Annotated in this window: 25 protein-coding genes; 13 read left to right on the top strand and 12 right to left on the bottom strand. The window is 69.8% G+C overall.

The features are described from left to right. Positions 1–32: 32 nt before the first annotated feature. The 3 genes from ABZY11_RS06815 to ABZY11_RS06805 form a co-directional block, all read right to left on the bottom strand. Positions 33–248 (bottom strand): DUF397 domain-containing protein, encoded by a 216-nt coding sequence (locus ABZY11_RS06815; RefSeq protein WP_356478086.1) that lies wholly within the window; start codon positions 246–248, stop codon positions 33–35. Between the two features lie 206 nt (positions 249–454). After that, on the bottom strand, positions 455–664 hold the full coding sequence (locus ABZY11_RS06810) for a DUF397 domain-containing protein (RefSeq protein WP_356478085.1): 210 nt from the start codon (positions 662–664) through the stop codon (positions 455–457). Further along, entirely contained in the window at positions 661–1,500 is an 840-nt protein-coding gene (locus ABZY11_RS06805) for a helix-turn-helix transcriptional regulator (protein ID WP_356478084.1), read from the bottom strand. The genes ABZY11_RS06810 and ABZY11_RS06805 overlap by 4 nt, the downstream gene beginning before the upstream one ends. A gap of 93 nt (positions 1,501–1,593) precedes the next feature. Between ABZY11_RS06805 and ABZY11_RS06800 the strand changes: the two genes are divergently transcribed. The 3 genes from ABZY11_RS06800 to ABZY11_RS06790 all read left to right on the top strand — a co-directional run bounded on the left by ABZY11_RS06800 (position 1,594) and on the right by ABZY11_RS06790 (position 3,349). Beyond that, a complete protein-coding gene (locus ABZY11_RS06800; RefSeq protein ID WP_356478083.1) occupies positions 1,594–1,854 on the top strand; it encodes a hypothetical protein in 261 nt (86 codons plus the stop codon). Then, the gene (locus ABZY11_RS06795) at positions 1,851–2,279 is read left to right on the top strand and encodes a hypothetical protein (protein ID WP_356478082.1); all 429 of its coding nucleotides are present in this window, start codon (positions 1,851–1,853) and stop codon (positions 2,277–2,279) included. Before ABZY11_RS06800 ends, ABZY11_RS06795 begins: the two co-directional genes overlap by 4 nt. A gap of 185 nt (positions 2,280–2,464) precedes the next feature. Continuing rightward, positions 2,465–3,349, top strand: a complete 885-nt coding sequence (locus tag ABZY11_RS06790) for a hypothetical protein (protein WP_356478081.1) — start codon at positions 2,465–2,467, stop codon at positions 3,347–3,349. A 112-nt stretch (positions 3,350–3,461) separates the two neighbouring features. On the opposite strand, the gene ABZY11_RS06785 is transcribed toward ABZY11_RS06790, so the two are convergent. The 7 genes from ABZY11_RS06785 to ABZY11_RS06755 form a co-directional block, all read right to left on the bottom strand. Next, the gene (locus ABZY11_RS06785; RefSeq protein ID WP_356478080.1) at positions 3,462–3,983 is read right to left on the bottom strand and encodes an SMI1/KNR4 family protein; all 522 of its coding nucleotides are present in this window, start codon (positions 3,981–3,983) and stop codon (positions 3,462–3,464) included. 331 nt (positions 3,984–4,314) lie between these two features. Continuing rightward, positions 4,315–5,952 carry a penicillin-binding transpeptidase domain-containing protein gene (locus tag ABZY11_RS06780; protein WP_356478079.1) on the bottom strand — a complete coding sequence of 546 codons (1,638 nt, stop codon included), beginning with the start codon at positions 5,950–5,952 and terminating at the stop codon, positions 4,315–4,317. Between the two features lie 196 nt (positions 5,953–6,148). Further along, positions 6,149–6,301, bottom strand: a complete 153-nt coding sequence (locus tag ABZY11_RS06775; protein ID WP_356478078.1) for a hypothetical protein — start codon at positions 6,299–6,301, stop codon at positions 6,149–6,151. Then, positions 6,298–7,563: a site-specific integrase gene (locus ABZY11_RS06770; protein WP_356478077.1), complete on the bottom strand. Its 1,266-nt coding sequence runs from the start codon at positions 7,561–7,563 to the stop codon at positions 6,298–6,300. The genes ABZY11_RS06775 and ABZY11_RS06770 overlap by 4 nt, the downstream gene beginning before the upstream one ends. Before the next feature lie 636 nt (positions 7,564–8,199). Beyond that, entirely contained in the window at positions 8,200–8,433 is a 234-nt protein-coding gene (locus ABZY11_RS06765) for a helix-turn-helix domain-containing protein (RefSeq protein WP_356478076.1), read from the bottom strand. 286 nt (positions 8,434–8,719) lie between these two features. Then, positions 8,720–9,559 (bottom strand): hypothetical protein, encoded by an 840-nt coding sequence (locus tag ABZY11_RS06760; RefSeq protein WP_356478075.1) that lies wholly within the window; start codon positions 9,557–9,559, stop codon positions 8,720–8,722. After that, positions 9,556–10,353, bottom strand: coding sequence for a hypothetical protein (locus tag ABZY11_RS06755; RefSeq protein WP_356478074.1), 798 nt, complete (start codon positions 10,351–10,353; stop codon positions 9,556–9,558). The genes ABZY11_RS06760 and ABZY11_RS06755 overlap by 4 nt, the downstream gene beginning before the upstream one ends. Before the next feature lie 207 nt (positions 10,354–10,560). Here ABZY11_RS06755 and ABZY11_RS06750 point away from each other — a divergent pair, with 207 nt between their 5' ends. Next, complete coding sequence (locus ABZY11_RS06750; RefSeq protein WP_356478073.1) at positions 10,561–11,409, top strand: GntR family transcriptional regulator; 849 nt, start codon at positions 10,561–10,563, stop codon at positions 11,407–11,409. Next, the gene (locus ABZY11_RS06745; RefSeq protein ID WP_356478072.1) at positions 11,406–12,092 is read left to right on the top strand and encodes an HAD family hydrolase; all 687 of its coding nucleotides are present in this window, start codon (positions 11,406–11,408) and stop codon (positions 12,090–12,092) included. Before ABZY11_RS06750 ends, ABZY11_RS06745 begins: the two co-directional genes overlap by 4 nt. 1,731 nt (positions 12,093–13,823) lie before the next feature. Here ABZY11_RS06745 and ABZY11_RS06740 read toward each other — a convergent pair. Further along, positions 13,824–15,590 carry a phospholipid carrier-dependent glycosyltransferase gene (locus ABZY11_RS06740; protein WP_356478071.1) on the bottom strand — a complete coding sequence of 589 codons (1,767 nt, stop codon included), beginning with the start codon at positions 15,588–15,590 and terminating at the stop codon, positions 13,824–13,826. 53 nt (positions 15,591–15,643) lie between these two features. On the opposite strand from ABZY11_RS06740, the gene rsmI reads away from it, so the two are divergent. From rsmI to ABZY11_RS06705, 7 genes are all read left to right on the top strand, one after another. Beyond that, positions 15,644–16,540 (top strand): 16S rRNA (cytidine(1402)-2'-O)-methyltransferase, encoded by an 897-nt coding sequence (rsmI, locus tag ABZY11_RS06735; protein ID WP_356478070.1) that lies wholly within the window; start codon positions 15,644–15,646, stop codon positions 16,538–16,540. Positions 16,541–16,711: 171 nt separating this feature from the next. Continuing rightward, a complete protein-coding gene (locus tag ABZY11_RS06730) occupies positions 16,712–17,089 on the top strand; it encodes a hypothetical protein (RefSeq protein WP_356478069.1) in 378 nt (125 codons plus the stop codon). A 57-nt stretch (positions 17,090–17,146) separates the two neighbouring features. After that, the gene (locus ABZY11_RS06725; RefSeq protein WP_356478068.1) at positions 17,147–18,043 is read left to right on the top strand and encodes a TatD family hydrolase; all 897 of its coding nucleotides are present in this window, start codon (positions 17,147–17,149) and stop codon (positions 18,041–18,043) included. 62 nt (positions 18,044–18,105) lie between these two features. After that, on the top strand, positions 18,106–18,981 hold the full coding sequence (gene rsmA / locus ABZY11_RS06720) for a 16S rRNA (adenine(1518)-N(6)/adenine(1519)-N(6))-dimethyltransferase RsmA (RefSeq protein ID WP_356478067.1): 876 nt from the start codon (positions 18,106–18,108) through the stop codon (positions 18,979–18,981). Further along, entirely contained in the window at positions 18,978–19,871 is an 894-nt protein-coding gene (locus ABZY11_RS06715; RefSeq protein ID WP_356478066.1) for a 4-(cytidine 5'-diphospho)-2-C-methyl-D-erythritol kinase, read from the top strand. Before rsmA ends, ABZY11_RS06715 begins: the two co-directional genes overlap by 4 nt. Before the next feature lie 77 nt (positions 19,872–19,948). Next, the gene (locus ABZY11_RS06710; RefSeq protein WP_356478065.1) at positions 19,949–21,766 is read left to right on the top strand and encodes an ABC-F family ATP-binding cassette domain-containing protein; all 1,818 of its coding nucleotides are present in this window, start codon (positions 19,949–19,951) and stop codon (positions 21,764–21,766) included. A 108-nt stretch (positions 21,767–21,874) separates the two neighbouring features. Continuing rightward, positions 21,875–23,509, top strand: a complete 1,635-nt coding sequence (locus ABZY11_RS06705) for a PQQ-binding-like beta-propeller repeat protein (protein ID WP_356478064.1) — start codon at positions 21,875–21,877, stop codon at positions 23,507–23,509. Positions 23,510–23,601: 92 nt separating this feature from the next. Here the strand turns inward: ABZY11_RS06705 and ABZY11_RS06700 are convergent, their stop codons facing one another. Beyond that, positions 23,602–23,730, bottom strand: coding sequence for a hypothetical protein (locus ABZY11_RS06700; RefSeq protein WP_356478063.1), 129 nt, complete (start codon positions 23,728–23,730; stop codon positions 23,602–23,604). 217 nt (positions 23,731–23,947) lie between these two features. Here ABZY11_RS06700 and ABZY11_RS06695 point away from each other — a divergent pair, with 217 nt between their 5' ends. Beyond that, a complete protein-coding gene (locus ABZY11_RS06695; protein WP_356478062.1) occupies positions 23,948–25,774 on the top strand; it encodes a PQQ-binding-like beta-propeller repeat protein in 1,827 nt (608 codons plus the stop codon). Positions 25,775–25,891 lie beyond the last annotated feature (117 nt).

The following is a 25,891-nucleotide window of genomic DNA, read 5'->3' as shown; positions in this document are numbered from 1 at the left end:
GTCCGGGAGACGCGACGTGGTTCGGCGGGTGGTCAGGCGGTGCCGAGCGCGCCGTCCTTGACGCCCGCCACGAACGCGGCGAACGCACCGGCGGGGAGGTCCAGAACCGGACCGCTCGGGTTCTTCGAGTCACGGACGGGGACGGTGCCGCGCGTGGCGGCGAGGTCGGCGGCGACCTCGATGCAGTTGCCGCCGTTGTTGCTGTACGAGGACTTGAACCAGCGAGGGGATTCGGTCGTTGTCGTCACGGGTGCCCTTTCGTGCCTCGATGATCACGGTCACGGAGTACGCCTGGGGCGGCGCTTCGGCCTGTAGTTGATGGTAGGCCGCCAGCAGGGGGAGCGGGGAGTACGGATGTGGCCCCGCATTGCGAACCTCCCGCGTCCGGACAGCGCGAAGCCCCACCGTGCTCGGCACGATGGGGCTTCGTTGAACCGGTGTGCGGCGCGGGCCGTCAGGCGGTGCCGAACTCTCCGCCCTTGACGCCCGCCACGAACGCGGCGAACGCACCGGCGGGGAAGTCCAGAACCGGACCGGCCGGGTTCTTCGAGTCACGGACGGGGACGGTGCCGCGCGCAGCGGCGAGGTTGGCGGCGATCTCGACGCAGTCACCGCCGTTGGAGCTGTACGAGGACTTGAACCAACGGGGGGATTCGGTCGTCACGGAGTGCCCTTTCGTACCTCATTGATCATGGCCACGGAGTACGCCTGAGACAGCGATTCGGCCTGTAGCTGATGGTAGCCCGTGAGCAGGGGCAGGACGGCGGTGCTCTCCCGGTCGACGTGCCCCTGAGCGTGGGACTCCGCGTACGCGACCATGGATCGGTCCGGCAGGGTGAGGAGGTTGACCGGAAGGTTGAACGGTCGACGCTCGCCTATGTCAAAGGGCGCCACCTGGAGCATGCTATTTGGCAACTCGGCGAATTCGACTAGCTGTTGCAGCTGGGCGTCCATCACTTCGCTGCCGCCGATAGGGCGGCGGACACAGCTTTCGTCCATCACCACGAGCATCATGGGCGGACGGTCGCGCATCAGCGCCGCTTGCCGTTCCGCCAGGAACGCGACACGCTCGGCCGCTTGCTCAGCCGTGATGGTGCCGCGCCGCACGTCGCCGTTTGCCAGGGCCTGCGCATACTCCGGGGTCTGCAACAGTCCGGGAATGATCCCGATCTGGAACAGCCGGATCTCTACTGCGCGGCCCTCGTAGCCCACGTACTCCGGGAAGCCTTCCAACAGGTTGCCGTGTTTGATCTCCCGCCATTCGCGCTCGAACGAATCGGCGGTTCCACCCGTACCTAATGCCCCATCAGTCTTGCGCGCAAAGGGCAGGGTTGGCGGTTTGCGGCCAGTTTCAATCGCCGAAATGTGCCTGCCCGAGCAGCCGACCAGCGCGGCGAGATGGTCCTGGGTCCACCCGCGCGTCTCGCGTAATCTGCGCAGACGTGCGCCGAAGGCTGCTTGCGGGCTTGCTTCGGGATTCAACTCTTTGCGGTTTACCAATGTGCCCTCCGCCTAAGCCACGTTGAAGACACCTCGACTCTAGGCCACGCTGAGTCGCCCTGGTAGTGGAACCGCTACGGAGAGGAGTGGCCCGTGTCTGTGGAGAACGGCCCCTCGAACGGACAGGAATCCCCCCAAGTCCCGGCCCCCGGCACGCTCGTGGTGGACGCCGGTCATGGTGGCCGCGTGGGCGAGTTCCGCGGCCTCGCCGGCCCGAACTGGTCCCTGCGGCCGGTCGGCGGCGGCACCGAGTGGGAAGCCGAGCCCGAATGGGTCCGCGCGCTGACCCCCGCCGAGCGGTTGAGCACCGAGAACGCGTTACGGAACCTCAGAAGCAGTCGGGGTGGACTGTGAGCCGGAACTACCCTGCACCGCAAGGGCAGTTCATCGCCGAGGCGTACGCGGGTGACGACCGGACGACCGTCTATCTCGGCCGAATCCTCGTCGCGACTCCCCGCCTCGCGCTCCGGTGGCTCCGGGGGCAGGCCGACCGGCTGGCGAGCGGCCTGGACCCGGACCCGGACGCCCCCTGGGTTCCCCGGGCGGTGTTACGGACGGTGCCCCCGTGCGTGGCCGACGCGCCGACCGAGTTACGGGCATGGGCCGGCGACGACGAGCGCCAGGACGACGCGCTGCAACGGCTCGCCACCGGGGCCGAGTTCGAGTTCATCGCAAGGGATGAGGTGTGCTGGTACGGGCTGACCGCCCGCCCCCTGCTCATACCGGAGTTCACCCTCAAGAGGGACATCCCCACGGCGGGCGCGCTGATCCACGCGTGAGTGGGGCGAGCCGATCCGGAGCGGTCGCAGACCTCCCGTAGCCCCGCCCAGAGCTCCCGTCATCGGAGGGAACTCCCCGAGCACCGGACCACTCACGACCGGCGGCTCATCCGATGGCGGGCCGCGCGGCTCCGCGTGACGACACGGGGCGGAGCCGAGCACACCACGACCGAGGAAGAACGACCGTGCTGCAATGCACCGGCTGTACCGACGTCCCCGAGTTGGACGCACTCGTTGCCCTCACCACCATGCCGGGGGGACCGGACAACCCGCCGGACGTGCTGGCCCTGGACGACTTCGCCCTGTGCGAACTCGGCGAGCACGACGACCGGACCGAGCACGCCGCGCAACTCTGGAAAGCACAACTGCCGACCGCGCCGGACCTGTGGCTGTTCTGGACCGGCATCGGCACGCATCGCGCGTACCGCCTGGCCGAGCTGCCCCACTGCCCCGTCGTCGTCCGCAGGCTGCCGGTGGGCCATGTGCGGGGCTGCACGCTGTTCGTCCAGCACCCTGCCGCGCACTCGTGGGACGTGACGGACCCGCTCGACGACCTGCTGACCGAGCGTGCGCGGGAAGAAGTGCGACGCCTGTGGGGGGACGAGGACGACCGGGCCGACGCGGGCCAGGGCGCTTCTTTCGGATCAGGATCGGTCGGTCCGTCGGGGCATGCCCGGCGGGCTGCATCCGGGTGCTCTCGACGGAGAGTGACTGATCGCTACGGCGGATCGGGGGAGACGTACGATTCCGCTGTGGATACCTCACGAGACGAGCTGTGCTGTGGGCTCTGTGGGCAGCCTTCGAGCGCCCAGCACGCCCAGCACGCACAGCACGGCGAGGGATCGGTGGCCGGCGCGGCCAAGCGTGTGGAGTATGTGGTCGTCGAGCTGCGTGGAGCCCTGGCCCACTATCGGGCCGCCGATGACCTTTCTCGGGCAGGCAAGACCGTTGCCGCCGGGCTGGCCGAGAATCTGGGGATAGACCCGGCGGATCTGCCCGGCTGTCGCTACACCTGCTTGGAGACACCGGTGGAATACGGCGTCATCCGGAGCGGCTTCGAGCTGGCCTGACACGCAACGGCACCGGGCCATTGCCGGAGGCGGGCCGGCTGGACGGCCCGGGGCGACACCAAAGCGGTCCTGGCCGACGAGGCCTGCTCATCGCGCGCGATTCGCCGGAGATTCACGGCAGGAATTCGTAGAACGGGCCGTCAGGCGCGAAGTTGCGAGAACACAACGTCACGTCCCTCCCCTTGAGATAGGCCAGCAACCAGTCGCTGAACGTCATCTCGTAGAGAGTCCAGGACGGGCTGTCGAACTCCTGAACCACGACGCGCCAGGGCGACGAGGGCTCGTCAGGAACGCGAAGGAAAATGGCTTCCCCCGTTGTGGCCGTTGCCACCGGCATCAGCTCACCGGGGTTCGCCCCTGCCGGACTCGGCAGGAACTCGACCATGTCCTCCTCGCGCCAGAGTTCGAGATCCCCGCTGATGAGCTCTCCCAGACCGTGCAGAAGATGACCGGCGGGATGCGTCAGATACAGCTGATTGTTGACCTGTATCGAACCGTAGGCGTCCACGATCTCGCGGAAGTCCGCAGGGAACTCGATACCGATTTCCCGCTCCAGTTCGATCCACGGAGCCGGGTCCGACCAGTTGAAACGGGGTTCGCCCAACAGGGCTGTGATCTCCGGAAGTTTTGCCACCACTGAACTCCTTCTCGCACGTCGGGCCGCTGCCGCCCTGGAGTCGACCGCAGGACAGGAGAGAGTCTCCTCGACCCCTCAGGTCCGTACACGGCCACCCCCCACTCGCCGTACCGCTCGTGCCTGCGGTGCGCTCTCGCCACGGCGTCGGTGTCGGTGGCGTCAGGTAGCTTCCCGGGCGTGAGCATGTGGATCTACTTTCAGGCGCTCGAACCCTCAGAGCTCGCCGGGGACGTGGCCGGCTTCGAGGCCCTGTTCGATCTCGTTCTGACCCGCCCGGGATTCCTCAGCCACGGAGCTCGAACCAGTGCCGGGGCTCGGGCCGCACGTCTCACGACCCGGCGCGCAGTACCGCCGCCACCACCGGGCCCGCCGCGTCGCCGCCGTGGCCGCCGGACTGGACCACCGCGGCGGCGGCCAGGTCGTTGCTGAAGCCGGTGAACCAGCTGTTGGACGTGGCCTGACCGTCCACCTCCGCCGAGCCCGTCTTGGCGCCCTTGTCGCCGCCGACGGAGGCCATCGCGTCCTTTCCGGTGCCCCAACTCGCGGTCTGGCGCATCATGTTGGTGAGCTGCTGGGAGACGTACGTGGGCAGCGAACGGGAGGCGGTGGCGATCGGGCGGCCGTCCAGTTCCCGGTCCACGAGGACCGGCTGACGGAAGGTGCCGTTCTTCGCGGTGGCGGTGATGGACGCCATGTTGAGGGCGTTCATCTGGACCGTGCCCTGCCCGATGTACTGCGCGGCCGCCTCGCCCTGGGTCTCCTCGGGCACGCTGCCGTCGAAGGAGACGACACCGGTCTGCCAGTCCAGGCCGATCCCGAAGACGTCGCGGGCCTCCTTGGCGAGCGCCGCGTCGTCCTTCGTGTCGTCGATCAGCTTGATGAAGGCGGTGTTGCAGGACCGGGCGAAGCTGGTCGTCAGCGTGCCGTCGGGAATGGAGAAGTCGTCCAGGTTCTTGAAGGTGCGGCCGTAGTACGTCGCGGTCGGCGGGCACTCGATCTTCTGGCCGGCCGAGGCGAGGCCCTTCTCGATCAGCATCGCCGACGTCACGATCTTCATCGTCGAACCGGGTGCCTGCTTGCCCTGCATCGCCGCGTTGAAGCCGGTGGCCGGGTTGTTGGCGACCGCGCGGATCGCGCCCGTGGACGACTGGACCGCGACCACCGAGGCCTGGCTGAACTTCTTGACGGCCACCTCGGCCGCCGCCTGGGCGTTGGCGTCCAGGGTGGTCCGCAGCTCGCCCGGCCTGCCCTTGGTGAGGGTCAGCAGGGTCTTGTCGGGGGTGCCCGCGTCCTCGTTCTCGATCCGGGTCTCGATGCCCGCGGTGCCGCCGGCCTTCTCGCCGTACTTCTCGCGCAGTGCGTCCAGGATCGAGCCCAGGGAGGGGTACTTCTCCTTGGTGAGCGCCTTGCCGTTGTGGTCGATGGCCTCGATCGAAGGGGTCGCCGCCTCGCCCGTCCTGATCGACGCGCCGTCCGTGAGATCCGGGTGGACCACAGTGGGGGACCAGTCCACCAGCGGCCTGCCGGTGGTCAGGCCGCGCACCACGGTCAGTTCTGAGGAGTACGACCAGGGCTTGGACTTCCCCTCGAAGGAGACGGTCGCCTTCACCGTGTACGGCACCTTCGTGCCGACCGCCGGTCCCGGGGTGATCACCGCCTCGGTGACATGGGCGCTCTCGCGGTAACCGGTGAGGACCGGTCCGGCCTCGGCCGCGTTGTTGGTGAGCTGGGACGCGGCGTCCGCGTCTCCGCTCGCCCAGGCCTTGAGGAACTTCTTCGACGCGTCGTCGATCTCCGCCCCGGTGACCGGGCCCGTCTTCACTTCGGCGGACGTGGACCTGCTGTCCGTACCGTCACCGCCTCCGCCGGTCAGCTCGTCCAGGATGTTGTACGCCCCGTACCCCACCCCGCCGACCACGACGGCGAACACTCCGCCGACTATCGCGACCTTCGCCCCACTGCGCATTCCTGCAGTCCCCCTCCCCAGGAGCCCCTTGAACGCGTTCAAGGGGATGCTGCTGGGCACCCTACGGGACAGTACTGACGGCCGGGGCGGTTGTTATCGGAACGCGATATGTGTGCCCAGGTCCCAATGTTGTTGGTGTTTTCAGGGGGTTGTGCCCGGCGTGATCCGAACGAGAGGCCCTGGATGACGAGAGGTCCTAGATCCAGGTGTCCAGCCACATCCGGTTGCGCCACGACCCGTCGGGGATGGGTGTGCCCGTGTAGATCGGCCAGAAGTAGATGGAGTTCCGCGCCGCGTACCCGACATGCCCGTTGACCAGCCAAAACAGATGCGTGACGTGGGCCGTCATTCTCCGTGGGCCGTCTGTGGGCCGTGATCTTCGTTTCGGCGCCCCGCGTAGAGGCCGTCGACCGCCTTGCGGGTGCGCAGTTCGCTGCTCGGCATCAGGTGCGTGTACGTGCGCAGGGTGAAGCCCGCATCGGCATGTCCCAGGTACCGGCTCAACGCCTTGATGTTCTCCCCGGCGTCCAGCAGCACCGAGGCGTAGAAGTGCCTCAGCGCGTGCATGCCGTGCTCCCGGGCCGACGCGTACCGCTCACCCTCCTCCGGCTCCGGGATGAGCCCAGCGGCAGCCAGGGCAGGCTTCCACATGAAGTCGTTGAAGTAGCTCACCCGGACGTGGAGACCGGCCGCGCCGCTGAAGTACAGCCGCTTGGTGCGAGGCTCGCCGTCGACGGTGCGCCACGGCAGAGTGACCGTGATGGGCGGGAAGACCTCAGCGTGGGCCTTGAGCGCGTCCGCGACGGCCATGGGCAGGGGAACTTGTCGCGTCTTGCCTCCCTTGGGCGGAGCGAACACGTACCGCCCGCGGAGCCGCTTGAGCTGATGGCTCACGGTCAGCCATCCACCCGCGAAGTCCACTTCGTCCTCGGAGACTCCGAAAACCTCCCCCTGCCGAAGCCCGCACCCGCCGGCCAAGTCGATTGCCGCACGGAAGCGGGGCACGAGAGCGCGCTGAACGGCGAACACCTGGGCGGCGGTCCACGGTTTCACCGCCCCGTCGCCGGGCTTGGGCATCTGAACCGAGCGAGCCTTGAACGGGTTCCGTGCCAGGAGCTCGTCATCGACGGCCGCGTTGAAGACGGCGGACACCGTGGCGGCCACCACCCTGCGGTGCGCCTCGTTCGGCATGGCCTTCTTCAACTCGCCCAGCCAGGTTCGGATGTGCTCGGGCTTGAAGGAGCCGAGCGGCCGGTTGCCGATGCCCGGGTAGGCGTGCAGCCTCAGCCGCCGCTCGGCCCCCTCACCGCTGTTCTCCTCTCCCGCGTGGGAGGCCACCCAGCGCTCGGCGTACTGCTGAAAGGTGGTCCGGCCAGCCTTCGGGTCGACGTACTGCCCGCTGTCCATGTCGGTCTCGGTCTTGCTGAGCCACTTCTCGGCGAGGCGCTTCTGCCCGTCGCGGAAGCTCTTGGACTTCTCGGTGCCGTCGGGGCCGATGTAGCGGGCGCGGTAGCGGAGCCCGGTGCCGTAACGGTCGGTCTTGACTCGGCTCTCTTTGCCGTTGGCGTCGGTCTCGGTCTTGTACCAGCGGTCTTGGATGTGGCCAGCCATGTGGGCTGTGTCCTCTCGGTTGGTGGTGCCTGCTCTTGTCAGGGAGGGAGGCAAGGGGGTGCCGTGGAAGTGGCTGTGGAGGGGGTTTCGGGGTGCTTGAGGGAGGTGCCTCCCTGCCTCCCTGGATGGGTGGTTGTGCTGGTCATCACCGGGGAGGCGGGGCAGGGAGGCAGCCAGGGAGTTCTCCCTGCCTCCCTCGTCCGGCGGGGTCGCCTCCCTGGCCTGCTGCCGCGTTCTTCACGGTCTGGCGGGGAGGTGGGGCAGGGGGTGCGTCGGGTGGCTTTCTGCCGGGACTCCGGGGGCTTTTGGTGGTGCCTCCCCGCCTCCCCGAAGCGCTGTTTGTGCTGGTCGGTGCGGGGGAGGCAGCACGGGGAGGCAGTTGGGGAGTTCTCCCCGCCTCCCCGCACGGCGGGGGTGTCCCTCCCCGTACGTCCGGCCCCACTGGACGGGGCTGACGCAGAGGCGCGGCACCCCCTTTACCGGCCTTACCTTGCAGGTCAGAGGCCCTTACCTGCCCCTCTACCGGGGTAAAGGGCCCCCTCTACCGACGGGCGCCGGGCAGGGCCGCCGACGGCGGCCGGTTCGGGCGGCCGGTCGGGACCGGGGTAGAAGGGGAGGGCTTTACCCCGGGGTGGGTCAGGCCGCGTCGTGGGCGGTCTGCTGGTCGATCCAGGCGCGGACGGCGGCGGGGTCGTAGCGGACGTGTCGGCCGACACGGAAGCCGGGCGGACCGGTGCGGCGCTTGCGCCAGTGGTAGACGGTCTCGATCGGTACGGCGAGCATCGCGGCGATGTCTTCGGGGGTGAGGTAGCGGTCGGGGAGTCCGGCGCGGAGGATCGATCGGGGGTCGGTCGTCTTGGGCGGGGTCATGCCGCTGGTCCTTCCGTCGCGTGTGGCTGGGTTCGGGTCGGCTGATCGAGGGCGGGTGTGGGGTGACCGTGCGGGTGCCCAAGCGGGAACGGTGTACGTGCAGGTCACCCCTCAACTGTTCAGACGATCGGGTGGCCGATCGGGTGGCCGGGTGGCGGGTGTGGGCGAGTCGGGCCAGCGGTCACCAGTCGATCGGGGGAGACGGGGCCGAAGTCGGCCGACTGTCCACCCGACTTCCACCCGACCAGACCAGTCGACTCCCGCACGTGTCGGGGCCGGGGTGCGGTTACCACTGCGCTCGCAGCGGGCGTGTCCATGTGCCGTTGGGTCCGGGCGGCGGGGTCGCTCCCAGGACGTGGCCGCCGCCGTCGAGCCGGACCAGGAGCGGGGAGGGCTGGCGGGTGTCGGCGCGCATCAGGTCGAAGCAGAACCGGCGGCGCCCTCGGTCCGGCAGGGCCTGTCGGCAGAGCCAGTCACGGCCGGGCGTGACGGCCGTGACCCTCTCGTGTACGGCGTCACGGGTGCCGGGGCTGACCTGCGTGACTTCCCGCGTCACGGGGGCGGTGAACTCGTCCGTGAGGGCCCGGCCGAGCCGTACGAGGGTTTCGAGGGGGACTTGGGCGGCGCCCTGGCGGATCGAGCGGGAGACCAGCAGCGGCGCCCGCGTGGTGAGCGCGTCGGCCTGGTGCCGGTGCGCCGGGGACAGGTACAGGGCCACGGCCGCCTCCCCTGCCGTCAGCGACCGGGAGCGGGCCCCGGCGTACCAGAACGACAGGGCCAGCCGGTAGGCGAACTGGCGGCAGTAGGCGACCTCTTCAAACTCGTCCGCAGGCAGGCCCTCGAAGGTCTCACGGATCTCCGCGATTCCGTCCGGGCCGAGTTCGGCGACGGCGGAGCGCAGGGCCGCGTACAGGGTGTCGGTGGTCGGGACCGGCACGGCGAGTTCGTCGGCCGCGGTCTCGAAGAGCGCGGCGGCCACGTCGTTCACGTCCAGCTCCACCCCGGCCACGGGGACGGTGGGGAGGTCCTGCCCGTCCCGGCGCCGGTCCCGCTCGGTGAGGCGGACGACCGGCGCCGGGGCGGGGGCCACCCGCGCGTACAGCGCGTTGAGGGCGGCAGTGCTCACGCGGCGGCCTCCATCTGGGCGCGGCGGCTGCGGGGCAGGAAGGCGCGGTGGAAGGCGATCAGGTGCGGGTCCTCCGGCGGGACGGCCCCGACCGCGTAGCCGCCCTCGTCGAAGACGGCCAGCAGCGGGCGGGGTGCGGCCCACTGGCGGCTGACCGCGAGGTCGCGGCAGAAGCGGCGGCGCCGCGCGTCCGGCATGAGCGCCCGGTAGGGCTCGCTCAGCTCCGCGAACGGCACGCGGCGCTCGGGGTGGTCGAACTCCCGCTCCACCTCGTCCCCGTACAGGGCCAGCGTCCGGGCCCCGAGCCGGGAGACCCCCTCACTCAGGTGCCCGTCGACCTCAGACAGCCGGTCCAGGGCCGACCGGTCGCGGCTGACCTCGATGTCCGAGGCGTACAGCGCCAAGGTCAGCTCACCGGCCGAGAGCTGCTCGCAGAGCGCGTGGCGGTACCAGTGTTCGACGCACAGCCGGTAGGCGCAGCCGTAGGCCCGCATGGCGGTTCGGTCGTCCAGCGGCAGGGCTTCCAGCTCCCGCCGGGCGTCGTCCAGTCCGGCCAGCCCGTGGGCGTCCAGGGCCCGCGCCAGGATGTCCAGCAGTTCGACGTCGGTGAAGTGCCCCGGGAGTTCCGGCAGTTCAGCGAACTGGACGTACAGGCCAGCCGCCACCTGCTCACGGGTCAGCTCAACCGACCCGACCGGCACACGGGGGAAGACCTCACCCGCACGCCGCCGCTCAACCAGCAGCGCCTCTGTCGCGACCTGCTCGATACGTCGTTCGGTAACGGTTCCAGGCATGATGGGTACACCCCTTCGTGGGTCTGGGGAGCGGTCGGCTGCTTGGCGGTAGGAGGCCGCTCCCCGGCGGAGCCCTGGTCTTGACCAGGGCTTTTTCTGTCGGCACGTTCATAGCGGCTCGACACGACCAACATAGGCAGCATGGCTAGTCATGTCAATCGTGTCGGCATGGGTGGCTAACATGACCGACTGGGCTAGCATGGCTGTATGAGCTTTCCTCTGGACCCAGATGACCCTCGCCCGCCGTACATGCAGATCACGAACGCGCTGCGGGCAGCGATCCTCACCAAGAAACTGCAGCCTGGGGAGCGGCTGCCCTCTCAGAGCGAACTGACGAAGCGGTACGACGTTTCCCGTGCGACTGTGCAGCGGGCACTGCGAGACCTCCAGGACGAAGGCCTGCTGGTCGCTCGGCAGGGCAGCGGTGTGTTCGTGCGTAGCCGCACCGAGCGGCCGGTAGGGGTGCGTACGCACATCGAGCGGGCATTTGAGCAGCCGCGCGTGACAATCGACTTCGCAGGATTCTCTGGGGAGACGCTCTACGCGGCCCTGCAAGAACCTGTCGACAAGATCCGCGACGGTCGCCTCACGCCGGAGAGCATCGTCGTGCGCCTCTTGGTGCCGAACATGGCCGACTCTCAGGCGGTGCCCGTTCTGGCCGACGGTCGCGTCCATGACCCGCGGGTGACCGAGCGCGCACGGGACATCATGGTCTCCCACTCTCGCGGCATAAAGCGCTTGGTGGAGGAGCTCCAGACGCTGGGGCTCGTCAAAGAGGCCCGCGTGGAGATCCGTACTCACGGCATCACGCCGTCGTTCAAGCTGTACGTCCTCAATGGGGCCGAAGTGTTCTTCGGCTTCTACCCGCTCGGCTCCAACACCGTGGCTGTCCAAGGCGAAGCGGTCGACATCGTGGACGTCTTCGGGCTGGACGCCACGCTCTTCCCGTTTGCCACCACCGACGAGCAAGGGGCCCCCGGGGGGCTCTTCGTGGAACAGGCCCGGAAGTGGTACGACAGCGTATGGGTCATGCTGGGCGAGGAATTTACGCCATGAGCATGTCGGCGCTGCGCGGGGAGCTGTCAGGCGTCCAGCACGTACTGCTCGACTTCGACGGCCCTGTATGCCACGTGTTCGCTGCTCTCCCCGCGCCGCTCGTTGCTCGGGAGTTGAACAAGCTCTATCAAGAGCGCACAGGAGCGGCGTTCCCGTGGCATGTCTCCAGTCATGGTGACCCCTTGGAGGTGGTGCAGGCCGCCGGCCAGAACGATGACCCGCATCTACGGATGCTTGTCGACGCGCTGACCGCAGCCGAAGTACGGGCGGTCGAAACCGCAGAGCTGACGCCTGGGGCTCTTCAGGCGATCGCAGCATGCCAGAGGTCTGGCAGAACGGTCAGCATCGTCAGCAACAACGGCGAAGAGGCGGTACGGCGTTTCCTTCAACGCCACGGCGTGGCTGACCTTGTGGCGCCCATCATCGGGCGTTCCTCAGACGTTGCGCTGATGAAGCCAGACCCCTTCCCTGTGAGGCAAGCTCTCCAACAGCTCGGGGCCCGCCCGGAAGAGGCGGTACTGGTTGGCGACTCGCCCTCTGACGTTCAAGCTGCGATAGGGGCCGGGGTGCGGCCCGTGGGCTACGCCAACAAGGACGGCAAGCGCGCCCGACTGGCCAATGCGGGGGCTACGGCAGTGATCAGCAGTATGGGTGACCTGGCCGAAGCCCTAACCGACGGCTAGCAGGTACAACCAGCGTTGCCCTGAGGCGTGGCTCATCACGGCTCAGGGCAACGCTGTTTCATGAACGCCGGACAGAGCCAGCCAGACAGTGTGGGCTGTCTAGTTTTCTGGACAGCCGGGCCCCCTTCGGGTCGGGTGCGGGTCAGAGAGGAAGAGCTGAAAGGACCGCCCGCCGGGCGGACGACTTTGGCGCACCAGGCCCGGCCTCGCTCCCGCCGCAGGGCGGCCTCGGACGGTGCCCTCGGCAGGAGGCTCTTCAACGGGGGCTCTGCGGTACAAGTTCGCCCTACATTTCAGAGCATCGCGACTCAAGCGTCTCAGTGCAGGTCAGAGGGGGTGCCGTGTGACTCACATTGCGACTCACTGCCTTGGCGGTCGCCTGCCGGCAGAAGAGACCACCCGCCCCCGGCGACGTGGTCTCTTCTCGCCGGACCGCGCAGCAGAGGCCAGCATTTCAGGAGCGGGGGCGGCGCCTCTCCTGAAATGCAAGGCGCCGGTCGGCTCGACGTTGCCCTGAGTCGCGACTCATCGTGCACACGTCCACGGCGAGCGGTCTTTGAGTCGCTTGAGTCGCGATGCGAGTCGCTCTGAGTTGCGATACCGACCCTCCGTGCACCTCCTCTGACCTGCGCTGAGACGCGCTGAGTCGCTTGAGTCGCGATATTTCGAAAACTTCCCTCACTACTCCAGAACTCTGGGTGGGGGAGGGCGAGCGCCAACAGCGCTTAGCCGCCCGCGAGGGTGCGACGATCCGATCGGGGGCACCCGCCAGGCAGGCCCTGATGCCTTGCTAGGTCTAGCAGGGGCGTCTGCTAGGTCTAGCAGGGCCGCTAGCACTCCGCAGGCGGCCTGAGCTGTGTTCTAGCGTCTAGCAGGCCCCCGGGGAACACCCCGCCCGAGCGCAGCCCCGGGGACCGCCGCGCGCCCTCCTGGCCTGCTAGGCGAAGAGACCACCACTGCCGTCTCCCCGGGAGGCTCGTCCGCCAGCACAACGCGGCATGCGGCCCACTCAGTGGCGCATCTGTCCTAGGTGCGGATTTCTGCGTCATTGCGTCATCTGCGTCATGCGGGCTTCTGAGCTGCGGTTTTGCGTGACGCAGTGGTTTGGGGGTGCGTCATCGGTGCGTCATGGGCTGCGTCGTCGGGTGACGCAGATGACGCAGGATGACGCAGAGACCTTCGTCTGCGTCATGCCCGTAGTCGCAGGTCAGGGGCCGTTTCTCGGCCTGCATGACGCAGATGACGCAGCGTCTTCCCTCTTAGGACAAAAGAGGGGGTGTCTGTTGTAGTGCGAGGCGCCGCGCGTGCTCGCGAACAGACAAGAGGAGCACCCCGGGCCGGTGCTCCTCTTGCTTTGACGCTGGCACTGCCGCAGCCGCTCCGGCGGGAGTTCCCCGTTGAAGAGCCTCCTGCCGAGGGCACCATCCGAGGCCGCCCTGCGGCGGGGGCGAGGCCGGGCCTGGTGCGCTGGAGTCGTCCGCCCGGCGGGCGGTCCTTTCAGCTCTTCCTCTCTGACCCGCACCCGCCCCGGCAGCGGCGGCACCGGGCCGCGAACCGTCGATCGCACGGCGGGGCGTCAGAAGGGACGGGCCGGGGTGCCAGGCCCGTTCCCGGGGCCGACCGCCGGGCCGTCTGTGGGCCGTCCGAGGGTGGCCAATGGGCACCGATGATGGCCAACAACCACCAAGAGGCCGCAGTCGACGACTGCGGCCTCTTGGTGCGTTTTCCCAGCTAGATCCAGGTGTCCAGCCACATCCGGTTGCGCCACGACCCGTCGGGGATGGGTGTGCCCGTGTAGATCGGCCAGAAGTAGATGAAGTTCCAGATGATCAGCAGGACCAGGACGCCCGCCGCGACAGCGCCCAGGGTCCGCCGGCGCTCGCCCGAGGGATCGCCGGACATCAGGCCGAGTTCCCGTTTGGTCCCGGTCCCGGCCGCCGGGCCCAGCATCGCGCCGATCATCATCGTCACCGCCAGACACAGGAACGGCACGAACACCACGGCGTAGAAGAGGAAGATCGTCCGCTCCTGGTAGAAGAACCAGGGCAGCCAGCCCGCCGCCACACCGCAGGCGATCGCGCCCGCCCGCCAGTCGCGCCGGAAGAACCACCGCCACAGCACGTACACCAGGGCGAAGCACGCCGCCCACCACAGCAGCGGCGTCCCGATGGCCAGCACCTCGCGCGCGCACTTGCCGGTCCCCGACCCCGCGCAGCCCGGCTGCTCCTCCCAGAAGTACGAGACGGGCCGGCCGAGCACGATCCAGCTCCAGGGATTGGACTGGTAGGTGTGGCCGGACGTCAGGTTCACATGGAACTCGTAGACCTGGTACTCGTAGTGCCACAGGCTGCGCAGCCAGTCCGGCAGCCAGGTCCAGTTGCCGCCCCGGCCGTCGGTCTCCGCCCAGTTCCGGTAGTAGCCCTTGCCGGTGACGATCCAGCCGGTCCACGAGACGAGATACGTGAGGATCGCGACCGGGACCGTCGAGACGAACGCCGGCACCAGATCCCGCTTCAGCACCGCCGTGTACGTATGGACCGCACCCGCGGTCCGGCGCGCGCCCACATCCCACAGCACCGTCATCAGGCCGAAGCCGACCATGATGTACAGGCCGTTCCACTTGGTGGCGAAGGCCAGCCCCAGCATCAGGCCCGCGGTGATCCGCCAGGGCCGCCAGCCGAGCCGCAGGTTCTCCGCGACCTCCGCATCGGGGCGCAGCACCCCCTCCTCGTCGACCGGCAGCGCCGCGGCGAGTCTGCGCCGTGCCCAGTCGCGGTCGATCAGCAGCGCGCCGAACGCCGCCAGCACGAAGAACATCAGCACCAGGTCGAGCAGCGCGGTGCGGCTCATCACGAAATGCAGACCGTCGACGGCGAGCAGGGTGCCCGCCAGGCAGCCCAGGAACGTCGAGCGGAACAGCCGCCGGCCGATCCGGCACAGCATCAGCACCGACAGCGTGCCGAGCACCGCCACCATGAACCGCCAGCCGAACGGCGTGAACCCGAAGAAGTGCTCACCGAGCCCGATGATCCACTTGCCGACCGGCGGGTGCACCACATATCCCGGGTCCACCGGGATGTGCACCTTCGACGGGTCCTCAAGGATCAGCTTGTCGATGTCCTTGGGCCAGTCCCCCTCGTAACCCTGGTTGATCAGGGCCCAGGAGTCCTTGGCGTAGTACGTCTCGTCGAATATCAGCGCGTGCGGGCTTCCCAGATTCCAGAACCGCAGCACCCCGGCGACCAGCGCCACCAGCAGCGGACCGCCCCACGCCGACCACCGCACCAGCCGTCCGGCCAGTGGCGGGGAGATCCCGAGCACCGCCCACAACTGGGCGCCGGGCCGGGTGTACGGCGGGACAAGCCGCTCACGCAGCCCGATCCCGGGCCGGGGCGAATGGCCGAAGCGGCGCAGCCGCTGCTGCCAGGAGGCCGGTTCTTCGCCGTGCGGTTCCCCGGCGTCTTGGCCCTGTCGGGCTTCGGGCGCAGTACTCGTCACCGCGCCATCGTAGGGAACGCATCTGTGCGAGCGCTGTCGCCCGTGCTGGGAGGATGGCTCTTGTGACTGGAACGACTGGAACGCTGGTACTCGCAGGAACCCCCATCGGCGATGTGGCGGACGCCCCGCCGCGCCTCGCCGCCGAACTGGAGACGGCCGACGTGGTCGCCGCCGAGGACACCCGGCGGCTGCGCCGCCTCACCCAGGCGCTCGGCATCCACACCACGGGGCGGGTCGTCTCCTACTTCGAGGGCAACGAGTCGGCCCGTACGCCCGAGCTCGTCGAGGCACTGACCGGCGGTGCCCGCGTGCTGCTGGTCACGGACGCCGGGATGCCGTCCGTCTCCGACCCCGGCTACCGGCTCGTGGCCGCCGCCGTGGAGAAGGACATCAAGGTCACCGCGGTCCCCGGCCCGTCCGCCGTGCTCACCGCGCTCGCCCTGTCGGCGCTGCCCGTCGACCGCTTCTGCTTCGAGGGCTTCCTGCCGCGCAAGGCGGGCGAACGGCTCGGCCGGCTCCGAGAGGTCGCCGACGAGCGCCGCACCATGGTCTTCTTCGAGGCCCCGCACCGGCTCGACGACACCCTCGCCGCGATGGCCGAGGTCTTCGGCGCCGACCGCAGGGCCGCCGTGTGCCGGGAGCTGACCAAGACGTACGAGGAAGTGAAGCGCGGCCCGCTGGGAGAGCTGGCGGTCTGGGCGGCCGAAGGGGTACGCGGCGAGATCACCGTCGTCGTCGAGGGCGCGGCCGAGTCCGGGCCCGAGGAACTGGACGCCGAGGAGCTGGTACGCAGGGTGCGGGTGCGCGAGGAGGCGGGGGAGCGGCGCAAGGAGGCGATCGCCGCCGTCGCCGCCGCCGCGGGGCTGCCCAAGCGCGAAGTGTTCGACGCGGTCGTCGCGGCAAAGAACGCGGCGCGAACCGGTCCTGCGGAGGGCAAAGGACTGTCGTGAAAAGCAAAGCCCGAGCCGCACACCGGGCCTTTCTGCCACGAGAAGGCCAAAAGCGCTCCAACAGTCGGCAGGGCCCGATGCGCTCCTGCCGGTAAAGGCGTCCACTGAATCAGGGACACATTCTCCGGAGCGCCTGTCCGGAGTGCCTGTCCGGCGGACAAAGGAGCGGGCATGAGCGAGATCGCAGCAACCACCGCGCACGAGGCATACGCCTTCGCCTGCATGAGGTGTGGGCACGGCTGGGAACAGGCCTACGAGATAGAGCACCACGTCGACGGTTCCAACAACGCTTTCGTCATCTACAAGGCGGACGGGGAACGAGTTCCCTCGCCCCTTTCCCGGCCCCATTGCGCGAACTGCGGCGGACACGTGGTCCGGATCATGCGGGCCGGCCGGGTCTCGACCGTCCAGCAGCTGCTCCACAACCCCGCGCCCCCGCGGCCGGCCACCGGGGAGAACGGCGCCCGGGACGGCGAGGCGGTGGCCGCCGCACCCGCGGGGCGCCACTGGCACCTGTCCGACCTGCTGCACCCCTTCCACCGGAGGTAGGCCCGCCGGCCCCACCGCGGGCGGGGCGCACCGGCGCGTCCTCGTACGATCGTCGTCATGAGCCGTACCGAAGCCCCGCCGCTGCCCGAACCCCTCCGGGTGCCGGTCGCCGATTCGCACACCCACCTGGACATGCAGGACGCGACCGTCGAGGAGAGCCTGGCCAGGGCCGCGGCGGTCAATGTGACCACCGTGATCCAGGTGGGATGCGACGTGGCCGGTTCGCGCCGGGCCGCCGAGATCGCCGCCGCGCACACCGATGTGCACGCGGCGGTCGCCCTGCACCCCAACGAGGCACCCCGCATCGTGCACGGCGACCGAGGGGGCACCTCCCAGCCCTCAAGGCCTGGGGGAGGCTGGTCCCGCCAGGGGGCGCGGGCCGGTGGCGGGCAGGCGGCGCTGCACGAGGCACTCGCGGAGATCGACGCGCTGGCCGCACTCGACCATGTGCGGGGCGTCGGGGAGACCGGGCTGGACTGCTTCCGTACGGGGCCCGAGGGCATGGCCGCCCAGGAGGAGTCCTTCCGGGCCCACATCGAGATCGCCAAACGGCACGGCAAGGCGCTGGTCATCCACGACCGCGAGGCGCACGCGGACGTGCTGCGCATCCTCGCCGACGCGGGCGCCCCCGAGCGGACCGTGTTCCACTGCTACTCCGGTGACGCCGACATGGCCCGGATCTGCGCGGACGCCGGGTACTTCATGTCCTTCGCGGGCAATGTCACCTTCAAGAACGCCCAGCCGCTGCGGGACGCCCTGGCCGTCGCCCCGACGGAACTGGTCCTGGTCGAGACGGACGCGCCGTTCCTGACGCCCGCGCCGTACCGTGGCCGGCCCAACGCGCCGTATCTCATCCCGGTCACCCTGCGTGCGATGGCCGAGGTGAGGGGGACCGACGAGGACACCCTGGCGGCGGCGATCGCGGACAACACGGCACGGGCCTTCGACTACTGAGCGGCGGGGCGGCGGGCTGCCCGGCGGCGGGTGCGAACCGCGGGGCGCCTTACGCTTTACAGGTGAGCACCACTGAGCCCGATGCCCTCCTGGGCCCCGCAGACATCCGCGAGCTGGCCGCCGAGCTGGGCGTACGCCCGACCAAGCAGCGCGGCCAGAACTTCGTCATCGACGCCAATACGGTCCGCCGGATCGTGCGGACGGCGGAAGTCCGCCCGGACGACGTCGTCGTCGAAGTCGGTCCGGGGCTCGGCTCGTTGACCCTGGCGCTGCTGGAGGCGGCGGACCGGGTCGTCGCCGTCGAGATCGACGACGTGCTGGCGGGCGCGCTGCCGGCCACCGTCGCCGCCCGGATGCCGGGGCGCGCCGACCGGTTCGCCCTGGTGCACTCCGACGCGATGCTGGTCCGGGAGCTGCCCGGCCCGGCGCCCACCGCGCTGGTCGCGAACCTTCCGTACAACGTCGCCGTGCCGGTCCTGCTGACCATGCTGGAGCGCTTCCCGTCCATCGAGCGCACCCTCGTCATGGTCCAGGCCGAGGTCGCCGACCGGCTGGCCGCGCGGCCGGGCAACAAGGTCTACGGCGTGCCGTCGGTGAAGGCCAACTGGTACGCGGACGTCAAGCGGGCCGGTTCCATCGGCCGCAACGTCTTCTGGCCCGCCCCGAACGTCGACTCCGGTCTGGTGTCCCTGGTCCGGCGCACCGAGCCGATCGCGACGGACGCGAGCAGGGAAGAGGTCTTCGCGGTCGTCGACGCGGCCTTCGCCCAGCGCCGCAAGACGCTGCGGGCGGCCCTGGCCGGCTGGGCGGGCTCCGCGCCCGCCGCCGAGGCGGCCCTGGTCGCGGCCGGGATCTCGCCGCAGGCCCGCGGCGAGGCACTGACGGTCGAGGAGTTCGCCGCCATCGCCGAGAACAAGCCCTCCGGGAGTGGCGAGTGAGCATCACCGTCCGCGTACCCGCCAAGGTCAACGTCCAGCTCGCGGTCGGCGCCCCGCGTCCCGACGGCTTCCACGACCTGGCCAATGTCTTCCTCGCCGTCGGCCTGTACGACGAGGTCACCGTCACCCCCGCCGACGGGCTGCGCATCACCTGCTCCGGCCCGGACGCCGCCCAGGTCCCGCTGGACGCGACGAACCTCGCCGCCCGCGCCGCGATCGCGCTGGCCGAGCGGCACGGCATCGCACCCGATGTGCACATCCACATCGCCAAGGACATCCCCGTCGCGGGCGGCATGGCGGGCGGCAGCGCCGACGGCGCTGCCGCGCTGCTGGCCTGCGACGCCCTCTGGTCCACCGGCGCCGCGCGGGACGAGCTCCTCGCCATCTGCGCGGAGCTGGGCAGCGACGTCCCGTTCAGCCTGGTCGGCGGAGCCGCCCTCGGTACCGGACGCGGTGAGCGGCTGACCCCCGTCGACGTCGGCGGCACCTTCCACTGGGTCTTCGCGGTCGCCGACGGCGGGCTTTCCACCCCGGCCGTCTACGGCGAGTTCGACCGGCTGACGGCGGGCGCCGACGTCCCCGTACCGGAGGCCTCCCCGGCGCTCCTCGACGCCCTGCGCACCGGCGACCCCACCGCGCTCGCGAAGGCGCTCGCCAACGACCTCCAGCCCGCCGCGCTCTCCCTGCGCCCCTCGCTCGCCGACACCCTCGCCGCGGGCACCGCGGCCGGTGCCCTGGCCGCCTTGGTCTCGGGCTCCGGGCCGACCACCGCGTTCCTGGTGGCGGACGAGGAGTCGGCACGGAAGGTGGCCGAGGCGCTGCTCACCTCGGGCACGTGCAGGAACGCGCGGACCGCGGTGTCCCCGGCGCCGGGGGCCACGGTCGTCTGACGGCGCCCGCCGCCACCGACCCCGCCCCGGGCCCCGTACCCTGGAAAGCCGATAGATCCCCCCTAAACAGGAGTGAAATGGCCGTCAATCTGGTCAATGTCGAGCAGGTCAGCAAGGTGTACGGCACCCGTGCCCTGCTCGACGGCGTGTCCCTCGGGGTGTCCGAGGGGGACCGGATCGGTGTCGTGGGCCGCAACGGCGACGGCAAGACGACCCTCATCCGGATGCTCGCCAGGCTGGAGGAGGCGGACAGCGGACGCGTCACCCACAGCGGCGGACTCAGGCTCGGCGTCCTCACCCAGCACGACTCGCTCGACCCGCAGGCGACCATCCGCCACGAGGTGATCGGCGACCTCGCCGACCACGAGTGGGCGGGCAGCGCCAAGATCCGCGACGTGCTCACCGGGCTCTTCGGCGGACTCGCCCTGCCGGGCTTCGAGCACGGCCTGGACACCGTCATCGCCCCGCTCTCCGGCGGTGAGCGGCGCCGGATCGCGCTGGCCAAGCTGCTCATCGCCGAGCAGGACCTCATCGTCCTCGACGAGCCGACCAACCACCTCGACGTCGAGGGCATCTCCTGGCTGGCCGGCCATCTGCGGGCCCGCCGCTCCGCGCTCGTCTGCGTCACCCACGACCGCTGGTTCCTCGACCAGGTCTGCACCCGCATGTGGGACGTCCAGCGCGGCACGGTCCACGAGTACGAGGGCGGCTACAGCGACTACGTCTTCGCACGGGCCGAGCGGGAGCGGATCGCCGCGACCGAGGAGTCCAAGCGGCAGAACCTGATGCGCAAGGAGCTGGCCTGGCTGCGCCGCGGTGCCCCGGCCCGCACCTCCAAGCCGCGCTACCGCATCGAGGCGGCCAACGAACTGATCGCCGACGTGCCGCCGCCGCGCGACACCAGCGAGCTGATGAAGTTCGCCAACGCCCGGCTCGGCAAGACCGTCTTCGACCTGGAGGACGTGACCGTCCAGGCCGGCCCCAAGACGCTGCTCACCCACCTCACCTGGCAGCTCGGCCCCGGCGACCGGATCGGCCTGGTCGGGGTCAACGGCGCGGGCAAGACCTCGCTGCTGCGGGCGCTCGCCGAGGCGGCCCGCACCCAGGGCGACACACAGCCCGCCGCCGGGAAGGTCGTCGTCGGCAAGACCGTCAAGCTGGCCTACCTCTCCCAGGAGGTCCACGAGCTCAACCCGAACCTGCGGGTCCTGGAGGCCGTTCAGCAGGTACGGGACCGGGTCGACCTCGGCAAGGGCCGCGAGATGACCGCGGGCCAGCTCTGCGAGCAGTTCGGCTTCTCGAAGGAGAAGCAGTGGACCCCGGTCGGCGACCTCTCGGGCGGTGAGCGGCGCCGGCTCCAGATCCTGCGCCTGCTGATGGACGAGCCGAACGTCCTCTTCCTCGACGAGCCCACCAACGACCTCGACATCGAGACCCTGACCCAGCTGGAGGACCTCCTCGACGGCTGGCCCGGATCGATGATCGTGATCTCCCACGACCGGTTCTTCATCGAGCGGACCACGGACCGGGTGATGGCGCTGCTCGGCGACCGCACACTGCGGATGCTGCCGCGAGGGATCGACGAGTACCTGGAGCGCAGGCAGCGGATGGAGGAGACGGCCACGCCCTCCGCCGCGCCCGCCCCGGCCAAGGAGACGGCCGCACCGGCCGCGACGGTCTCCCCGCAGGCCGCCCGCGCGGCGAAGAAGGAGCTCCAGAAGGTCGAGCGGCAGCTCGACAAGATCTCGACCCGTGAGACCACGCTGCACGCGCGGATCGCCGAGCACGCCACGGACTTCGAGAAGGTCGCCGAGCTCGACGCGGAGCTGCGTGAACTGGTCGCCGAACGCGACGAGTTGGAGATGCGCTGGCTGGAACTGGCCGAGGACGCCTGATCGCTGCGGTGCGTCGGGTGTGACAGCTGGGGCTTCTGGGACGGGTGGTAGAAAGAAACCTTGCCCGGCGCAGAAGCCGGACCCGTCTGCACGAAGGGGGACGTGCTGATGACCCAGCCGCCCGGCCAGCAACCGCCGCAGGGAGGTTTCGGGGCTCCGTACGAACCGCAACCCGGCGTGTACGGGCAGCCCTCGCAGTCGTACGGTCAGCAGGCGCCGGGGGGTTACGGCGGGCCCGGTTACGGCTATCCGCAGCCACAGCCGCAGCCTCCCGGCGGGCCCGGTCGTGGCGGGCGCTTCAGGGGGAAGCCCGCGGTCGTGGTCGCCGCCGTGCTCGCCGTCTGCCTGATCGTGGGTGGCGGCGTCTGGTTCGCCACGAGCGGGGGCGACGGAGACGGCGAGAAGAAACCCGTCGCCCAGAACAGTGACGACGTCGTGCAGCCGAGCCCCTCGCCCTCCGTCGATGAGGGCAAGGGGAAGGCGGTCGCGGACCCCGAAACCGCCGAGAAGCTCAACGCCGGGCGCAAGTCCGGCGAGGCGAAGGTCCTGTGGATTCAGAAGAACGGGGTCGACCTGCCCCGCAACGGCGCCGACGCATACGGTCCGTGGATCGTCGGCGACATCGTGGTCAAGGCCATGTACCGGACGGTGTCCGGCTATTCCGTCATGGACGGGACGCAGAAGTGGAGCCTGCGTCTGCCGTCCGACGTCTGCGCCGCCCCTACGCAGCCGACCGCCGACGGCCAGATCGTGATCGGGATCGAGGGCGGCGCCGCGAGCGACGAGTTCTGCAACACCCTCCAGATGATCGACCTCGCCACAGGGAAGGCGGGCTGGAGCAAGTCGTACGAGCGGCCCGGTGCCTGGGACGGGCTCTCCGACGTGGCGATGGCGATCAACGGAGACGTTCTGACCGTGGGGCGGACCAGTCGGACGGACGCCTTCCGAGTCCGTGACGGCAAGGCGCTGTGGGGCAAACTGCCGGGCAACTGCCAGCCGTTCGGCTTCGCGAGCGGACCCGTCCCGATCGCCGCCGCCAGCTGCCAGACCGAGGCCGACGACCACGCCGAGCAGCTGGTGCAGCGGATCGACCCGGCCACCGGCAAGGTCCGGTGGACGTACAAGGTCAAGAAGGGCTGGAAGGTCGACCAGTTCTACTCGGTCAGCCCACCGGTCGTCTCCCTGAGGAAGGGGGAGAAGAACTGGGCCATCGCGGTGCTCAACTCCGATGGCACGTACCGGTCCCAGCTGGCCGGTGGCACCGACGACTACGAAACGCGGTGCGGCGGCGACCTGCTCACCCGGGGCAAGAACGTCGACAACTGCCTGGGGGTCGCGGCCGACGCGGACACCTTCTACATGGCGACGAAGCCCGAGTACGTCGGCTCCGACATGACCAACGCGGTCGTTGCCTTCGATCTGGACACCGGCAAGTCCAAGTGGAAGGTTGCGGCACCCGCCGGGCAGACCCTGATGCCGATGCGGGTGGAGGGCGGCAAGGTGCTGATCCATATGGGCGCGACCAAGGGCAAGGGGGGCGGCATCATGTCGCTCGCGCCGACGGGCGGCACGCTGCGGCCGGTCCTGCGGCATCCGGCGTCGGCGGCCGAGGTGGAGCGTGGCTTCTCCACTCCCCGGGTCGCCTATGTGAACGGGCGCTCCCTGCTCATGCACGCCTTCGTCAGCGGAGTCACCGACGAGGAAGAGATGGCGATGAGGACGATGATCTCTTTCGGTGGCTGACCGACTGGTCGACTGGACGCCCGGTGTCCGCGGTGAGCGGCACCCGGCCGCGGCGGCAGCGGCCGAACGCGATCTCTTCGACCCCGGGTCGCCTACGCGAACGGGCGTTCCCTCCTTGTGAGTACGAGCATCAGCGGCGTCGAGGACGGGGACGAGAAGCGGGCGAAGTCGACGGCGGCCTTCGGCAGCTGACGGACGATGAGGCGTAACGGAGGCATCACGGGCCGGTTCTCCCTTGGGAACAGGGGGTGGACCGACCCGATGCCCGGGGTGTCGCGGGTGGTACAAAGAAGCCCCGCTCGACTGACGTAACGCCGCGGGATCCATGCCTGATTCGCTCCTTTCCGGGGAGTTCGGGGGGTTTCGGCCCCATGGTGCTCCACGGAATCGCGGGGGAGAACGGAGCGGGCACCGGACCGCACGAAGGGGGACGTGCTGATGACCCAGCCGCCCAGCCAGCAACCGCCGCAGGGAGGCTTCGGCGCGCCGCAGGAGCCGCCGCCGGGTATTCCTCAGCCGCCCCAGGGCCCGCCGCAGACCCCGCCCGCCCAGCCGGGCTACGGCTACCCGCAGGCCCCCGGCCAGCCGCCGGGTCAGGCCCCCGGCTACGGCTACCCGCAGCAGCCGGGCCAGCAGCCGGGCCAGCAGCCCGGCCCGTATGCCCAGCAGCCGGGCCCCTACGGCCAGCAGCCGGGTCCGTACGGCCAGCAGCCCGGTCCCTACGGCCAGCAGCCGGGTCCGTACGGCCAGCAGCCCGGTCCCGGCTACCCGCAGCAGCAGTACCCCGGCGCACCGGCCCCCGGCGGTCCGGGCGGTGGCGGCTCCTCCAAGCGCAAGCCCGCGATCATCATCGGTGCCGCGGCCGCCGCGCTCCTGGTGATCGGCGGTGGCATCTTCGTCGCCACGAGCGGGGGCGACGACGACAAGAAGCCGATCGCGAAGGAGAGCGGGGACGCCGAGCCGAGCGCCTCGCCCTCCGTCAACGAGGGCAACGGCAACGGCGACGGTGAGGGCCGCGGCGCCGACGACGACCTCAACGCCGGGCGCAAGGCCGGCGAGGCGAAGGTCCTCTGGCTCCAGAAGAACGACATCGACCTGCCGCGCAACGGCTCCGATGTGTACGGCCCCTGGGTGGTCGGCGACACGATCGTCAAGGGCATGTACCGCTCGATCTCCGGCTACTCGGTGGCCGACGGCAAGCAGAAGTGGACCCTCAAGCTGCCCGCCGACCTGTGCGCGGCGCCCGCGCAGACCGCGACCGACGGCAAGATCGTCATCGGGGTCAAGAACGGCACCACCGACAAGGCGGACTGCGCGGATCTCCAGATGATCGACCTCAACACCGGCAAGGCCGGCTGGAAGAAGTCGATCAAGAAGAACGGCACCTGGGACTTTCTGTCGGACATCTCGCTGGCCGTCAGCGGCGACACCGTGACGGTCGGGCGCACCGGAAACTCCAACGCCTACCGGGTCAGCGACGGCAAGGAACTGTTCGGCAAGCCGTCGGGCAACTGCCAGCCGTTCGCCTTCGCCGGCGGGGCCAAGCTGATCGCCGCCTCCAACTGCCGCACCGGCGACGTCGACAACCCGCAGCACCAGATCCAGGAGCTCGACCCGGTCACGGGCAAGCCCAGGTGGACGTACCAGCCCAAGCGCGGCTGGGAGATCGACCGGGTCTACTCGGTGAGCCCGCTGGTGGTCTCCCTGAAGAAGGACAAGGAGTGGAGCATCCTCGCGCTGAAGGAGAACGGCTCCCTCCGTTCCGGCATCACCAGCGACAAGGGTGACAAGTTCGCACCGGACTGCGGCAGCGCCTTCGCCATCTTCGGCAAGTCCCTCGACGGCTGCACCGGAGTCGCCGCCGACGCCAACACCTTCTACATGGCGACCGCGCCGGACTCCAGCGGCACCGCCCGTACGAACAAGGTCGTGGCGTTCAACCTGAACACCGGCAAGACCAAGTGGAAGGCCGCCGCTCCGGCCGACCGCACGGTGAAGCCGCTGCGCATGGAGGGCGGCAACGTGCTGCTCTACGTGGAGTCCGGATACGAACAGGGCGGCGGCATCGCCACCCTCGCACCGACCGGCGGCACCCCGAGGATGCTGCTGAAGCACCCCGCGTCGACGGCCGAGATCGAGAACGACTTCTACAACTCGAAGATCGTCTACGCGGGCGGCCGCTCCTTCATCGCGAGTGGCCGGGTCAGCGCCAGGAACGACAAGGAAGAGCTGGAGACGAAGACCATGATGGCCTTCGGCAACTGACGGCTCGCGAAGCCTTTCGACGGCAGCACCCGGCCGTCGGAGCCCCACGGCTCATGACCGGCGGCGGCCGGAGCACGACCGACCGCCGCCGGCCCCGTCCCACCGACTCCCTTTCCC

Source organism: Streptomyces sp. NPDC006510 (assembly GCF_040611955.1).
Lineage (GTDB): Bacteria > Actinomycetota > Actinomycetes > Streptomycetales > Streptomycetaceae > Streptomyces.
Note: the sequence above shows the minus strand (reverse complement) of the source record. Positions and strands in the feature narration are given on the sequence as shown.

What these genes read in the sequence shown, in the direction of transcription:
- ABZY11_RS06780 (WP_356478079.1), bottom strand. Translation starts at nt 5,952, where the DNA reads ATGCGCAGTGGGGCGAAGGTCGCGATAGTCGGCGGAGTGTTCGCCGTC.
- ABZY11_RS06775 (WP_356478078.1), bottom strand. Translation starts at nt 6,301, where the DNA reads ATGACGGCCCACGTCACGCATCTGTTTTGGCTGGTCAACGGGCATGTC.
- ABZY11_RS06770 (WP_356478077.1), bottom strand. Translation starts at nt 7,563, where the DNA reads ATGGCTGGCCACATCCAAGACCGCTGGTACAAGACCGAGACCGACGCC.
- ABZY11_RS06765 (WP_356478076.1), bottom strand. Translation starts at nt 8,433, where the DNA reads ATGACCCCGCCCAAGACGACCGACCCCCGATCGATCCTCCGCGCCGGA.
- ABZY11_RS06755 (WP_356478074.1), bottom strand. Translation starts at nt 10,353, where the DNA reads ATGCCTGGAACCGTTACCGAACGACGTATCGAGCAGGTCGCGACAGAG.
- ABZY11_RS06750 (WP_356478073.1), top strand. Translation starts at nt 10,561, where the DNA reads ATGAGCTTTCCTCTGGACCCAGATGACCCTCGCCCGCCGTACATGCAG.
- ABZY11_RS06745 (WP_356478072.1), top strand. Translation starts at nt 11,406, where the DNA reads ATGAGCATGTCGGCGCTGCGCGGGGAGCTGTCAGGCGTCCAGCACGTA.
- rsmI (WP_356478070.1), top strand. Translation starts at nt 15,644, where the DNA reads ATGGCTCTTGTGACTGGAACGACTGGAACGCTGGTACTCGCAGGAACC.
- ABZY11_RS06730 (WP_356478069.1), top strand. Translation starts at nt 16,712, where the DNA reads ATGAGCGAGATCGCAGCAACCACCGCGCACGAGGCATACGCCTTCGCC.
- ABZY11_RS06725 (WP_356478068.1), top strand. Translation starts at nt 17,147, where the DNA reads ATGAGCCGTACCGAAGCCCCGCCGCTGCCCGAACCCCTCCGGGTGCCG.
- ABZY11_RS06710 (WP_356478065.1), top strand. Translation starts at nt 19,949, where the DNA reads ATGGCCGTCAATCTGGTCAATGTCGAGCAGGTCAGCAAGGTGTACGGC.
- ABZY11_RS06705 (WP_356478064.1), top strand. Translation starts at nt 21,875, where the DNA reads ATGACCCAGCCGCCCGGCCAGCAACCGCCGCAGGGAGGTTTCGGGGCT.
- ABZY11_RS06695 (WP_356478062.1), top strand. Translation starts at nt 23,948, where the DNA reads ATGACCCAGCCGCCCAGCCAGCAACCGCCGCAGGGAGGCTTCGGCGCG.